The sequence below is a fragment of the Pseudomonas thermotolerans DSM 14292 genome (assembly GCF_000364625.1).
GTDB classification, from domain to species: Bacteria; Pseudomonadota; Gammaproteobacteria; order Pseudomonadales; family Pseudomonadaceae; genus Aquipseudomonas; species Aquipseudomonas thermotolerans.
Window position 1 is genome coordinate 131,154 of the sequence record NZ_KB822607.1, and the last position, 13,997, is coordinate 145,150.

General features: G+C 67.4%; 11 protein-coding genes and 2 pseudogenes. 8 read left to right on the plus strand and 5 right to left on the minus strand.

Annotated elements, in window-relative coordinates; translation table 11 throughout:
• Window positions 1-239 precede the first annotated feature (239 nt).
• Window positions 240-1,646, minus strand: a complete 1,407-nt coding sequence (glnA, locus tag H165_RS0108945; protein ID WP_017938591.1) for a glutamate--ammonia ligase — start codon at window positions 1,644-1,646, stop codon at window positions 240-242.
• Window positions 1,647-1,976: 330 nt separating this feature from the next.
• On the opposite strand from glnA, the gene thiI reads away from it, so the two are divergent.
• Both thiI and typA read left to right on the plus strand, forming a co-directional pair.
• Window positions 1,977-3,455 (plus strand): tRNA uracil 4-sulfurtransferase ThiI, encoded by a 1,479-nt coding sequence (gene thiI, locus H165_RS0108950; protein ID WP_017938592.1) that lies wholly within the window; start codon window positions 1,977-1,979, stop codon window positions 3,453-3,455.
• Window positions 3,456-3,586: 131 nt separating this feature from the next.
• Window positions 3,587-5,404: a translational GTPase TypA gene (typA, locus tag H165_RS0108955; protein WP_017938593.1), complete on the plus strand. Its 1,818-nt coding sequence runs from the start codon at window positions 3,587-3,589 to the stop codon at window positions 5,402-5,404.
• Between the two features lie 178 nt (window positions 5,405-5,582).
• Here typA and H165_RS19965 read toward each other — a convergent pair.
• A pseudogene (locus H165_RS19965) lies at window positions 5,583-5,669 on the minus strand (cupin domain-containing protein); the annotation flags it as partial.
• Window positions 5,670-5,868: 199 nt separating this feature from the next.
• Window positions 5,869-6,269: pseudogene (locus tag H165_RS18490) on the minus strand (YkgJ family cysteine cluster protein).
• Between the two features lie 169 nt (window positions 6,270-6,438).
• On the opposite strand from H165_RS18490, the gene estP reads away from it, so the two are divergent.
• The 6 genes from estP (at window position 6,439) to H165_RS0108990 (ending at window position 11,544) form a co-directional block, all read left to right on the plus strand.
• Window positions 6,439-8,352, plus strand: a complete 1,914-nt coding sequence (estP, locus tag H165_RS0108965; protein WP_040640609.1) for an esterase EstP — start codon at window positions 6,439-6,441, stop codon at window positions 8,350-8,352.
• 104 nt (window positions 8,353-8,456) lie between these two features.
• Window positions 8,457-9,473, plus strand: coding sequence for a class 1 fructose-bisphosphatase (locus H165_RS0108970; protein WP_017938596.1), 1,017 nt, complete (start codon window positions 8,457-8,459; stop codon window positions 9,471-9,473).
• A gap of 3 nt (window positions 9,474-9,476) precedes the next feature.
• Window positions 9,477-10,079 carry a DUF924 family protein gene (locus tag H165_RS0108975; RefSeq protein WP_017938597.1) on the plus strand — a complete coding sequence of 201 codons (603 nt, stop codon included), beginning with the start codon at window positions 9,477-9,479 and terminating at the stop codon, window positions 10,077-10,079.
• 63 nt (window positions 10,080-10,142) lie between these two features.
• Window positions 10,143-10,397: a hypothetical protein gene (locus H165_RS0108980; protein WP_017938598.1), complete on the plus strand. Its 255-nt coding sequence runs from the start codon at window positions 10,143-10,145 to the stop codon at window positions 10,395-10,397.
• On the plus strand, window positions 10,397-10,963 hold the full coding sequence (locus tag H165_RS0108985; RefSeq protein ID WP_017938599.1) for a lipocalin family protein: 567 nt from the start codon (window positions 10,397-10,399) through the stop codon (window positions 10,961-10,963). The genes H165_RS0108980 and H165_RS0108985 overlap by 1 nt, the downstream gene beginning before the upstream one ends.
• A 131-nt stretch (window positions 10,964-11,094) precedes the next feature.
• On the plus strand, window positions 11,095-11,544 hold the full coding sequence (locus tag H165_RS0108990) for a c-type cytochrome (RefSeq protein WP_026146492.1): 450 nt from the start codon (window positions 11,095-11,097) through the stop codon (window positions 11,542-11,544).
• Window positions 11,545-11,619: 75 nt separating this feature from the next.
• On the opposite strand, the gene metK is transcribed toward H165_RS0108990, so the two are convergent.
• Together metK and H165_RS0109000 are read right to left on the minus strand one after the other, a co-directional pair.
• A complete protein-coding gene (gene metK / locus H165_RS0108995; protein ID WP_017938601.1) occupies window positions 11,620-12,810 on the minus strand; it encodes a methionine adenosyltransferase in 1,191 nt (396 codons plus the stop codon).
• Window positions 12,811-13,824 (minus strand): ArsR/SmtB family transcription factor, encoded by a 1,014-nt coding sequence (locus tag H165_RS0109000; protein ID WP_017938602.1) that lies wholly within the window; start codon window positions 13,822-13,824, stop codon window positions 12,811-12,813.
• Window positions 13,825-13,997: the final 173 nt, after the last annotated feature.

Sequence of the window (13,997 nt, forward strand, 5' to 3'; positions counted from 1 at the left end):
CTTCGTGGCAGCCTGCATCGGAGGATAGGTTCCCGGGCTCGACGCGGCGGTGGCCCTCGGGGCTGTCGGGCAATGCCTGCCCCGATGAGTGGAGCGGCCCAGTGTGCGGAGGGTGAGCCGAGGCGCCGCCAGGCCAGGCTGGCCGACCGGTCGCCGCCGTTCGCCTTGCCGCCGATCCAGAAAAAAACAAGGGCCACCCGAAGGTGGCCCTTGGCGTTGCACGCAGGCGAGTGCGGGAATCAGACGCTGTAGTACAGGTCGTATTCCAGCGGGTGCACGAAGGTGCGCACCTTGATTTCTTCTTCGCTCTTCAGCTCGATGTAGGCATCGATGAAGTCGTCGGAGAACACGCCGCCCTTGGTCAGGAAGGCGCGGTCGGCGTCCAGGGCTTCCAGAGCCTCCTTCAGGCTGCCGCAAACCTGCGGGATTTCCTTGGCCTCTTCCGGCGGCAGGTCGTACAGGTTCTTGTCGGCGGCATCGCCGGGGTGGATCTTGTTCTGGATGCCGTCCAGGCCGGCCATCAGCAGAGCCGCGAAGGCCAGGTAGGGGTTGGCCGACGGGTCCGGGAAGCGCGCTTCGATGCGGCGGGCTTTCGGGCTGTTGACGTACGGAATGCGGATCGAGGCGGAACGGTTGCGGGCCGAGTAGGCCAGCATCACCGGCGCTTCGAAGCCCGGCACCAGACGCTTGTAGGAGTTGGTGGACGGGTTGGTGAAGCCGTTCAGGGCCTTGCCGTGCTTGATGATGCCGCCGATGAAGTACAGGGCGGTCTCGGACAGGCCGGCATAGCCTTCACCGGCGAAGGTGTTCTTGCCGTCCTTGGCGATGGACATGTGCACGTGCATGCCCGAGCCGTTGTCGCCGTACAGCGGCTTCGGCATGAAGGTAGCGGTCTTGCCGTAGGCGTCGGCGACGTTGTGCACCACGTACTTCAGGGTCTGCACTTCGTCGGCCTTCTTCACCAGGGTGTTGAAGCTGACGCCGATCTCGTTCTGGCCAGCGGTGGCCACCTCGTGGTGGTGCACTTCAACCTTGAGGCCGAACTCTTCCAGAGCGTTGCACATGGCGGTGCGGATTTCGTGGTCGTGGTCGACCGGCGGAACCGGGAAGTAACCGCCCTTGACGCCCGGGCGGTGGCCCTTGTTGCCGCTCTCGAAGGAGGCGTCGGTGTTCCAGGCAGCCTGTTCGGAGTAGATCTTGAACATGGAGCCGGAGATGTCGGACTTGAACTTCACTTCGTCGAAGATGAAGAACTCCGGTTCCGGACCGAAGAAGGCGGTGTCGCCGATGCCGGTGGACTTCAGGTATTCCTCGGCGCGACGGGCGATGGCGCGCGGGTCACGGTCGTAGCCCTGCATGGTGGAGGGCTCGATGATGTCGCAGACCAGGATCAGGGTCGGCTCTTCGGTGAAGGGGTCCAGCACGGCGGTGCTGTCGTCCGGCATGAGGATCATGTCGGAGGCTTCGATGCCTTTCCAGCCGGCGATGGAGGAGCCGTCGAACATCTTGCCGTGCTCGAAGAAATCTTCGTCCAGCGCTTCACGGGCAGGGATGGTCACGTGCTGCTGCTTGCCTTTGGTATCGGTGAAGCGCAGGTCTACCCACTTCACGTCGTGTTCTTTGATCAGTTGAATCGACTTCGACATGCTGTCCTCCAGAAGGTGAGGGCTTAGTCGGAGGCCCTCGGGGTAATTCGGTGAAGCCGCGGCGGATGGTCCGCCAAGGCAACCTGCCTCACAAGGGAGCAATTTGCGTGCCAGTGCTCCAGGATGGACGAACGCCCTGAAATGCAGGGCTGGCGGGGGCTGTAACGGTGCACGCTCTTCCACTTTTGCACGCCTTTGGTGCCTTTTGTGGTGCATCCGCATCATTTTGGTGCAATGCGGGGAATCTGCACGATTCTGATTAAACCTTGAGCAATTTCCGGTATAATCCGCGCCCCTGTTTTTTGGCCCTGCCCCCGCCCTCCTGTTTTCATGAAGCTGATCGTCAAAGTCTTTCCGGAAATCACCATCAAGAGCCGGCCGGTACGCAAGCACTTCATCCGCCAGCTGGCGCGGAACATCCGCACGGTGCTGCGCGACCTGGACCCTCGGCTGGAGGTGACCGGCGCCTGGGACAATCTGGAGGTGCAGACCGAGCAGAGCGATCCCAAACTGCTGCGCGAGATGATCGATCGCCTGCGCTGCACCCCGGGCATCGGCCAGTTCCTGGAAGTCCACGAATATCCCCTGGGCGACTTCGACGACATAGTCGAGAAGTGCAAGCGCCACTACGCCGATCAGCTGCCCGGCAAGGTCTTCGCGGTGCGTTGCAAGCGCGCCGGCAAGCACGAATTCACCTCCATGGACGTGGAGCGCTACGTGGGCAGCCAGCTGCGCCAGCAGTGCGGCGCCGCCGGGGTCTCGCTGAAGCACCCGGAGGTCGAGGTGCGCATGGAGATCCGCGACCAGCGGCTGTTCGTGGTGGACCGCCAGCACGACTGCATCGGCGGCTACCCGCTGGGTACCGTGGAGCAATGCCTGGTGCTGATGTCCGGTGGCTTCGATTCCACGGTGGCGGCCTACCAGATGATGCGCCGCGGCCTGGTCAGCCACTTCGTGTTCTTCAACCTCGGCGGCCGTGCCCACGAGCTGGGGGTGATGGAAGTCGCCCACTACCTGTGGAGCCGCTATGGCCGCTCGCACCGGGTGCTGTTCGTCAGCGTGCCCTTCGAGGAAGTGGTCGCCGAGATCCTCGGCAAGGTAGACGACAGCCACATGGGCGTGGTCCTCAAGCGCATGATGCTGCGCGCCGCCAGCGGCATCGCCGAGCGCTTGCAGATCGACGCCCTGGTCACGGGCGAGTCGATCTCCCAGGTGTCCAGCCAGACCCTGACCAACCTGGCGGTGATCGACTCGGCCACCGAGCGCCTGGTGGTGCGCCCGCTGATCGCCAGCCACAAGCAGGACATCATCGACACCGCCTACGCGATCGGCACCGCCGAGTTCGCCAAGCACATGCCGGAGTACTGCGGGGTCATTTCGGTGAACCCCACCACCAAGGCCAAGCGCGAGCGGGTCGAGTACGAGGAGCGCCAGTTCGACATGGCGGTACTGGAGCGCGCCCTGGAGCGCGCCCGTCTGGTGGCCATCGACCGGGTGATCGACGAACTGGGCCAGGATCTGCAGGTCGAGGAGGTCAGCGAAGCGCTGCCCGGGCACATCGTCCTCGACATCCGCCACCCGGACGCGGTGGAGGAGCAGCCCTTGGAGCTGCCCGGCATCGAGGTGCAGGCTCTGCCGTTCTTCGCCCTGAACAGCAAGTTCAAGCACCTCGACGATACCCGCCAGTACCTGCTGTACTGCGACAAGGGAGTGATGAGCCGACTGCATGCCCATCACCTGCTCTCCGAAGGGCATCAGAACGTGCGGGTCTACCGGCCCGCCGGCCACAAGTCGCCAGAGGGGCGCTGATGGGCGTCTGTCGAATCCGCCGCAGCGCGCGGCGCCGCCGGCATCCCCCCGACGGGCGGCGCCCAGCCTTGCCTACGCCCTTGTCTGCAGCCTGCGGCCTGACGTCCGCCGCCCTCTTTTAGGAAAACACCGTGATCGAGAATCTCCGCAACATCGCCATCATCGCCCACGTCGACCATGGCAAGACCACCCTCGTCGACAAGCTGCTCAAGCTGTCCGGCACCCTGGACCGCAAGGAAGCCGAAGGCGAGCGGGTGATGGACTCCAATGACCAGGAACGGGAACGCGGCATCACCATCCTGGCCAAGAACACCGCCATCAAGTGGGGTGACTACCGCATCAACATCGTCGACACCCCCGGCCACGCCGACTTCGGCGGCGAGGTGGAGCGGGTGATGTCCATGGTCGACTCCGTGCTGCTGGTGGTGGACGCTCAGGACGGCCCCATGCCGCAGACCCGCTTCGTCACCCAGAAGGCCTTCAAGGCCGGCCTGCGTCCGATCGTCGTGGTGAACAAGATCGACCGTCCCGGCGCGCGTCCGGACTGGGTCATCGACCAGATCTTCGACCTCTTCGACAACCTCGGCGCCACCGACGAACAGCTGGACTTCCCGATCGTCTACGCCAGTGCCCTGAACGGCATCGCCGGCCTCGACCACGAGAACATGGACGACAACATGGACGCCCTGTTCCAGGCCATCATCGACCATGTGCCGGCGCCCAAGGTGGACCTCGACGGCCCCTTCCAGATGCAGATCTCCCAGCTGGACTACAACAGCTTCCTCGGCGTGATCGGCATCGGCCGCATCACCCGCGGGCGCATCAAGGCCAACTCCCCGGTGGTGGCCATCGATGCCGAGGGCAACAAGCGCCAGGGGCGTATCCTCAAGATCATGGGTCACCACGGCCTGCAGCGCGTGGACGTGCCGGAAGCCGAGGCGGGCGACATCGTCTGCGTCTCGGGCATGGAAGAGCTGTTCATCTCCGATACCCTGTGCGATCCGCAGTGCGTCGAGGCGCTGCCGCCGCTGACCGTGGACCAGCCCACCGTGAGCATGACCTTCCAGGTCAACGACTCGCCGTTCGCCGGGCGCGAAGGCAAGTTCGTCACCAGCCGCAACATCAAGGAGCGCCTGGAGAAGGAGCTGCTGCACAACGTGGCGCTGCGCGTCGAGCAGGGTGACTCCGCCGAGAAGTTCAAGGTCTCCGGGCGCGGCGAGCTGCACCTCTCGGTGCTGATCGAGACCATGCGCCGCGAGGGCTTCGAGCTGGCCGTGGGGCGGCCCGAGGTGGTGATCATCGAGAAGGACGGCGTCAAGCAGGAGCCCTACGAGAACGTCACCATCGACATCGAGGAACAGCACCAGGGGCCGGTGATGGAGCAGATGGGCCTGCGCAAGGGCGATCTGACCAACATGATCCCCGACGGCAAGGGCCGCATCCGCCTCGAGTACATCATCCCGGCGCGCGGCCTGATCGGCTTCCGCAACGCCTTCCTGACCATGACCTCGGGCACCGGCATTCTCACCAGCACCTTCGACCACTACGGCCCGATCAAGAGCGGCGAAGTGGCCCACCGCCAGAACGGCGTGCTGGTCTCCATGGCTAGCGGTACCGCCCTGAGCTACTCCCTGGAGACCTTGCAGGACCGCGGCAAGCTGTTCCTCTCTCCGGGCGACGAGGTCTACGAAGGCCAGTTGGTGGGCATCCACAGCCGCGACAACGATCTGGTGGTCAACCCCACCAAGGCCAAGAAGCTCGACAACATGCGCGCCTCCGGCAAGGACGAGACCATCCAGCTGACCCCGGCGCTGAAGTTCACCCTGGAACAGGCCCTGGAGTTCATCGACGAGGACGAGCTGGTGGAAGTGACGCCCAAGTCCATCCGCCTGCGCAAGAAGCTGCTCAACGAGAACGACCGCAAGCGCTACGAGCGCAGCAAGGTCTGATCGCGAGCCAGCCCAAAAGAAGCCCCGCCGGAGCGCTCCGCGCGGGGCTTCTTTTTGGTGGTGCTGTCGGGGCGGCTGCAGATGCGTGTGCGCAGGCGGTCGATCTGCCGCGGCCTGGCTGCCAGGAGGAGAGTCCGGTCATCCGCTCCTCCTGGGGATGGAGGCGGATGTCCCCGCGGATCGGCTCGCCGCCACCCGAGGTGAAGGTACGGCGGCCGGCGACGAAGTGGCAGAACTCCTGCTGGGCGATTTGCCGGCGCCAGCGTCACGGGGTGTCCCACTCCGGAGGCGGCGCATCAGGGATTCCATGCGGTCCGCCAGGGCGGGGCCAGCCCGCGGGCCAGCTTGGCCGGCTGGATGATGGCGCAGTGCGGGGCGTAGATCGCCCCGGTAGGCGCTGCAGCAGCTTGGCCACCTCGCCGGGGATGGCATGGATCAGCTGCCTGCCATGCAGGGGCGCGCCATCAGCCGCGCGGCGACTTGGGCACGAAGGCGCAGTAGCCGGGGCGCGGGCCGATCCGCGGATGGTTGCGGCAGGTGTCCGGACGCCTCTCGTAGATGGTGCAGAGGCGGGTCTTGCGGTCCAGATACAGGCAATCGTTGTTGCTCAGGCGCACCAGGGTGTAGAGGCCGGTCTTCTGGTTGAAGCGCTCCACCACGCCTTCGCGGATCAGCCGTCTGGCGACGTTGCGCGGCGGCTCGTCGCGCTCAACTCGTCCACCACGCCGATGCGCAGCAGGTCGGCGAAGCGTGCCTCGACCGGCATGGTGCAGCAGCTGGCTCGGCAGCTGGCGCAGAGGTGCTTCTCGTATTTGATCCAGGTTTCGGTGCGCTCCAGATCGGCACCGACGATCAGCTTGCTCATGGATAGGGAGGGGGAGGCACTGCAGGGGACGGCATGATAGCCGGGCGTCCGGGGGATGCCCAGACGCAGGGTGGGGCATTCGGGGCGTGCATGGCGCTGGCGCTTGCGCCCCGCTAGGCTAAAGTGGAAGGCACGTCCGACTACCAATAACAATCAAGGACCCAAAGCGATGAGTACGAGGTTGTACCGGCTTGCCCCGGTCTGTCTGCTTTCCCTGCTCTCTGCCAGCCCCCTTCTCGCCGCCCCGGCGCCCTACAGCGCGCTGGTGGTGTTCGGCGACAGTCTCAGCGACGCCGGCCAGGCCCCGGATCCCAATGGTCCGGCGAATGCCACCACCCGCTTCACCAACCGGGTCGGCCCCACCTACCAGCACGGTAGCGGCGAGGAATTCGGCTATCCGTCAACGGTGCTGCTCGGCGAGATGCTGGGCGTCGCGAATAACGGCCCCTCGACCTCCCCGGTGCATGCCGCCGCGGGCTTGCCGGACGGCAACAACTGGGCGGTCGGCGGCTACCGCACCGACCAGATCCTCGCCTCCATCACCCAGCCCGGCGGCTCGGTGGTCGGCTCGCGGAGCCGCGACGGCTACCTGGTGGACCTCGCCAGCCGAGGCCTGAGCCTGGACCCCAACACCCTGTTCTACGTCAACGGCGGCGGCAACGATTTCCTCCAGGGTCGCGTGCTCAACGAGGCCCAGGCCCAGGAGGCCGCGGTGCGCCTGGCCGACAGCGTGCGCGCCCTGCAGGCCGCCGGGGCGCGTTACATCATGGTCTCGCTGCTGCCCAACGTCGGTCGCACCCCGGCGCTGTCCGGCACGTCGCTGGCCGACACCTTCGGCACCCTGGGCACGGCGCTGAATACCGAGCTGCTCGCCCAGCTGCGTGGCATCGATGCGGAGATCATTCCTCTCAACGTGCCGCTGCTGTTCGAGGAGGTGATCCGCGATGCGGCGCGCTTCGGCTTCGATGCCAGCCAGGACCTGGTCGGCACCTGCTTCGACGGCTGCGCCAGCCAGAACCCCACCTGGGGGATCGGCAGCGCTACCCCGGACCCGAACCGGCTGGTCTTCAACGACAGCGTGCACCCGACCACCGCGGTGCACCGCATCTTCGCCGACTACGCCTACTCGCTGCTGGCCGCGCCCTGGGAGCTGACCCTGCTGCCGGAGATGGCCCACGGCACCCTGCGGGCCCACCAGGATCGCCTGCGGGCGCAATGGCAGAGCGACTGGCAGGCCTGGCAGCCGGTCGGTCAGTGGCGTGGCTTCGTCGATGCCGGCGGTCAGCACCTGGACTTCGACGATCAGGCCAGCGCCAGCAGCGGCGACGGCTTCGGCTACAACCTGAACCTCGGCGCCAGCTACCGGCTCACCGAGGACTGGCGGATCGGCCTGGCCGCCGGCTTCTACAGCCAGGAGCTGGAGGTCGGTGCGGCGGACTCCGACTACGACCTGCGCAGCTACCTGGCCACCGCCTTCGCCCAGTACCAGCACGAACGCTGGTGGGGCGAGGCGGCGCTGAGCGGCGGCCATCTGGACTACCACGACCTCAGGCGTCGGTTCGACATGGGCGTCACCACCCGCAGCGAGAAGGGCGACACCGACGGCCGGCTGTGGGCGTTCGGCGCGCGCTTCGGCTACGACATCGCCGAAGCGGGCAGCGACTGGCACCTGAGCCCCTTCGTCAGCGCCGACTACGCGCGGGTCGAGGTGGACGGTTACGCCGAGCGCGGCGACTCCTCCAGCGCGCTGCGCTACGACGACCAGAAGCGCACCTCCAAGCGCCTCGGCGTCGGCCTGCAGGGCCGCCTGCAGCTGTCGCCGGCCACCGCGCTGTTCGCCGAGCTGGCCCAGGAGCGCGAGTACGAGGACGACACCCGCGAGCTGCGCATGTCGCTGACCAGCCTGCCGGACATCGACTTCCAGCTCCGCGGCTACACTCCGGACGACCGCCTGCTTCGTGCCGGCTTCGGCTTCAGCCAGCAGCTCTCGCCGGGGCTGGTGCTGCGCGGCAGCTATACCTACCGCAAGGCCGACGACCTCGAGCAGCAGGGGCTCGGCCTGGCCCTCAGCCTGGACTTCTGAGGCCGACATACGCGCGGGAACCCGGAACAGGTGTCGGACCGGCGAGGCATCGGCTCCTGTTCCGCGGTAAACTTCGCAGGTTTTCCTTTCTTCTGGAGCTTTCCATGTCCCGCGTCACCCTGAGTCGCTATCTGATCGAGCAGACCCGCTGCCACAACACCCCGGCCGATCTGCGTTTCCTCATCGAAGTGGTGGCGCGAGCCTGCAAGGAGATCAGCCATGCGGTGTCCAAGGGCGCGCTGGGCGGCGTGCTGGGCAGCATGGGCACCGAGAACGTGCAGGGCGAGGTGCAGAAGAAGCTCGACGTGCTGTCCAACGAGATCCTCCTGGAAGCCAACGAGTGGGGCGGCCACCTGGCCGGCATGGCCTCCGAGGAGATGGCGCACGCCTACCAGATTCCCGGCAAGTACCCGAAGGGCGCCTACCTGCTGGTCTTCGACCCCCTGGACGGCTCCTCCAACATCGACGTCAACGTCTCGGTGGGCACCATCTTCTCGGTGCTGCGCTGTCCGGGCGAATACATGTCGCAGAACGACATCCTCAACGAGAAGGCCTTCCTGCAGCCGGGCACCCGGCAGGTGGCCGCCGGCTACGCCATCTACGGCCCGCAGACCATGCTGATGCTGACCCTGGGCGACGGCGTCAAGGGCTTCACCCTGGATCGCGAGCTGGGCTCCTTCGTGCTCACCCACGACAACATCCGCGTGCCGGAGAGCACCGCCGAGTTCGCCATCAACATGTCCAACCAGCGCCACTGGGAGCCGCCGGTCAAGCGCTACGTCAGCGAACTGCTGGCCGGCACCGAGGGCCCGCTGGGCAAGAACTACAACATGCGCTGGATCGCCTCCATGGTCGCCGACGTGCACCGCATCCTGACCCGCGGCGGCATCTTCATGTACCCGCGCGACGCCCGCGAGCCGGAGAAGCCCGGCAAGCTGCGCCTGATGTACGAGGCCAACCCCATGTCTTTCATCATCGAGCAGGCTGGCGGCGCGGCCACCAACGGCCACCAGCGGATCCTCGAGATCCAGCCGGAATCCCTGCACCAGCGCGTGGCGGTGTTCCTCGGCTCGAAGGAAGAGGTGGAGCGCGCCACCCGCTATCACCGCGAGCAGGCCTGAGCCATGCCGGCGCCCTGGCAGCCGCTGCACGACTGGTGGTTCGGCCCCGGGCGCACGGCCGCCGAGGTGGTCGGGCAGCGCCACTCGCTGTGGTTCGGCAAGCGCGGCAGCCAGGACGCTGAGGCGCGTGAGCGCTTCGGCGCCTGGGTCGAGCAGGCCTTGGAGGGTGGTCTCGGCGACTGGGCGGCAAGCCCCGACGGCTGGCTGGCGCTGATCCTGCTGCTCGACCAGCTGCCGCGCATGGTCCACCGCGACGGCCCGCGCGCCTTCGCCGGCGACGCCCGCGCCCAGGCGCTGGTGGACGACGGCCTGGAACGCGGCTTCGCAGAGCGGCTGCCGGCGATCCGCCAGGTGTTCGTCTACCTGGTCCTCGAGCATGCCGAGGACCCCGTGCGCCAGGAGCGCAGCGTGGCGGCCTTCCGGACCCTGCTGGACGGCGCCGGGCCTGCCGAGCGCGAGCTGTTCGCCAACTTCCTCGACTATGCCGAGCGCCATCGCGCGGTGATCGCCCGCTTCGGCCGCTTCTCGCACCGCAACGCCATCCTCGGCCGCGCCTCCACGGCAGAGGAGCTGGCCTACCTGCAGGAACCCGGCGCCGGTTTCTGAATCCAACGGCGGCTACCGGCTGGCCTATGCTCAGTCGACGAATCTCAGCCCAAGGAGAAGTCCATGTCCGTACGTCGTTTCGCCCTGCTGGCGATCTGCGTGGCCCTGACCGCGTGCGACAAGATCAATCAGAAGAACTATTCCCAGCTCAAGGCCGGCATGGCCAAGGGCGAGGTGGAGCAGCTGCTCGGCGATCCCAGCGAGTGCGCCGGCGCGGCGGGCTTCACCAGCTGTACCTGGGGTGACCAGGAACGTTTCATCAGCGTGCAGTTCGCCGGCGACAAGGTGGTGATGTTCTCCGGCAAGGGGTTGAAGTGATGAACAAGGCTTGTTTCCTGGCCCTGGCCGCCGCGCTGCTGCTGGCCGGCTGCGCCAATTCCGGAACCGGCCCGGTGCCGCCGAAGACCGCGGGCGATGTGGACCTGCAGCGCTACCAGGGCACCTGGTACGAGCTGGCCCGCCTGCCGATGTTCGTGCAGCGCGCCTGCGTGCAGGCCGAGGCCCACTACAGCCTGCGTGCCGACGGCGGACTGGACGTGCGCAACCGCTGCCGTACCGCGGAGGGCGAATGGCGCGAGGTCCACGGCCAGGCCGCGCCGGTGCATCCGAAGCACACCGACAAGCTCTGGGTGCGCTTCGACACCTGGGCCTCCAGCCTGCTGCCGGGGCTGACCAAGGGTGACTATTGGGTTCTTTACCTGGACGACGACTACCGCACCGCGCTGGTCGGCACCCCGGACCGCGACTACCTGTGGCTGCTGGCCCGCACCCCCGAGGTGGACCCGGCGACCCGCGAGCGGTTGCTGGAAGAAGCCCGACGCCGCGACTTCAAGGTCGACAAGCTGATCTGGCGCGCCGCGGACGACACCATCCCGGCGCGTTGAGGTGCGCCTGTGGCGGCCGGGCCGGGCGCTCCGGAGCGCCCGCCGGTCAGCCGCGGCAGTGCCGCGCGTTTGGCATTTTCCGGGCGGACGGGAATACTGTCGCCCGCCGTTTCAACCCGAATCCCGATGCCATGACCGTGAAAAGCCTCGTTATGCTCCTGACCGCCGGCCTGCTGTTGGCCGGCTGCGACCGGATCGATCCGAATTCCCCCCTGGGCCAGCGCAAGGCGCTGTTCAAGCAGATGCTGCGCACCAGCGAAGATTTGAGCGGTATGCTGCGCGGCCGGTTGGCCTTCGACGAAAAGCGCTTCGCCGAGGGCGCGGCCAGGCTCGATGCGCTGTCGCGTCAGCCCTGGCAGCACTTCCCGCAGGCCGAGCGGGACGACCGGAGCAGTGCCCGGGATGAGATCTGGCAGCGCCAGGAACGCTTCCAGGAGCTGGTCCGCGAGATGGAGGACAGCACCGCCGCGCTGCTAGCGGCGACCACCGCCACGCCGCTGGCGCCGGCACGGCTCAAGGCGCCCATGCAGCGCGTGGAGGACGCCTGCGAGGCGTGCCACCAGGAGTTCCGCGCCTACTGAGCCCGGGCCTTCTTGCGGGCAAACGAAAACGCCGCCGGCGGAAGGCCAGGCGGCGTTTTTCGTTTGGGGGCGGGCTCAGAGGCCGGCGGCGTCGCGCAGCGCGGCGGCCTTGTCGGTGCGCTCCCAGGTGAAGGTCGAGAAGGTCTCGCCGTTCACCGTGACCTCCTGCGGGGTGCGGCCGAAGTGGCCGTAGGCCGCGGTGGCGCGGTACATCGGGTGGAGCAGGTCGAGCATGCGGGTGATCGCGTAGGGGCGCAGGTCGAAGTGCTCGCGGACCAGCTGGATGATCTTCTCGTCGGCGATCCTGCCGGTGCCGAAGGTGTTCAGCGAGATGGAGGTGGGCTGGGCCACGCCGATGGCGTAGGACACCTGGATCTCGCAGCGCTCGGCGAGGCCGGCGGCGACGATGTTCTTGGCTACGTAGCGGCCGGCGTAGGCGGCCGAGCGGTCCACCTTGGACGGGTCCTTGCCGGAGAAGGCGCCGCCGCCGTGGCGGGCCATGCCACCGTAGGAGTCGACGATGATCTTGCGCCCGGTCAGGCCGCAGTCGCCCACCGGGCCGCCGATGATGAACTGGCCGGTCGGGTTGATGTGGAACTGGGTGTCCTTGTGCAGCAGTTCGGCAGGGATCACGTGCTTGACGATCAGTTCCATCACCGCCTCGCGCAGGTCGGCGTACTTGACGTCCGGGTTGTGCTGGGTGGAGAGCACCACGGCGTCGATGCCGACCACCTTGCCGTTCTCGTAGCGGCAGGTGACCTGGCTCTTGGCGTCCGGGCGCAGCCAGGGCAGCAGGCCGGACTTGCGCGCCTCGGCCTGGCGTTCCACCAGGCGGTGGGACAGGCAGATCGGCGCCGGCATCAGTACGTCGGTCTCGTTGCTGGCGTAGCCGAACATCAGGCCCTGGTCGCCGGCGCCCTGATCCTCGGGCTTGGCGCGGTCGACGCCCTGGGCGATGTCCACCGACTGCTTGCCGATGATGTTGATCACCCCGCAGGTGGCGCCGTCGAAACCGACGTCGGAGCTGGTGTAGCCGATGTCGCAGATCACGTCGCGGACGATCTGTTCCAGGTCGACCCAGGCGCTGGTGGTGACTTCCCCGGCGACGATGGCCACGCCGGTCTTCACCAGGGTCTCCACGGCCACCCGGGCGTGCTTGTCCTGGGTGATGATGGCGTCGAGCACCGCATCGGAAATCTGGTCGGCGATCTTGTCCGGATGACCTTCGGACACGGACTCGGAGGTAAACAGGGAGTAGTCGCTCATCTATCGGTTCCTATCTTGCCGGCCCTCGGGCCCGTTGTATGGGGGTTTGGCGAAGTGCCGCACCTGAATCTGAAATCCGTTCTTCAAGCCGATGTACAGGCTTTCGCCGGGGACCAGTCCGGCCGCTTCGGCCCAGCGGGCCAGGTCGTCCTGCTCGAAGCCCAGCCACAGGTCGCCGCAGGCGTCGCGCGCCCAGCCCTGGTCGTGGCTGCACAGCTCGGTGACCAGCAGGCTGCCAGCGGCCTTCACCAGCCGGGCCAGGCGGACCAGGGCCGCGGCCGGGTCGGCGAAGTGGTGCAGGACCATGTTCAGCACCACGCAGTCCGCCGCTTCCTGGTCGTCGGCCAGGGCGTCGGCGAGCTTCAGCTCGACGTTGCCGAGTCGCTCGGCGGCGCAGCGGGCACGGGCCAGCTCGAGCATCTCCGGACTGATGTCAAGGGCCGTGACCCGCGCGAAGCGCCGCGCCAGCTCGGGGAGGAAGGCGCCGTCGCCGGGGCCGACCTCCAGCGCCGTGGCGGCGGGGGCGAAGTCCAGGGCGTCGAGCAGGGCCAGCACGCTGTCGCGGTACTGCGGCAGGCCGGCGATCAGGTCCTGCTGGGCCTGCAGCCGCTCCGCCGCGCGGGCGAAGAAGTCGCGGCTCGCCGCGGCGCGCCGGGCATGCACCACGGCGATGCGCTGGCGCACCTCGGCGGGCAGCTCCAGGCCGTCCACCTCCTCGAGCAACGCGGCGTGCAAGCGGCCTCCCAGGCTGTCGCCCTGCGCCAGGGCGCGGCGGTAAAAGATCGCGTTGCCCTCGCGGCGGGTGGCCACCAGTCCGGCCTGGGCCAGCACCTTGAGGTGATGGCTCATCCCCGACTGGCCGATGGCGAAGATCTGCGCCAGCTCCAGCACCCCGAACGAGTCGTTGGCCAGGGCGCGCAGCACCCTGAGGCGCAGCGGATCACCGCCGGCCTTGCAGAGGGCGGCCAGCTCGTCGCAGGGCTCGCAGGGGAGGTGGGAAAGGCGCAGGCTCATATGGGGAACGCAGTCTAGTCGGTCAATTTTCATACAGCAACGGCTGTATCAAATTTTTTTGATATTGACTCTCCGGCCTGGGCCTCGTCGCGGCGTCATTGCCCCAATGCCGCGGCTGGGCGAAAATACCCGCCCTTTCGCGCAAGATGCCCGGCCGCCCCCGTAGCGCCGGC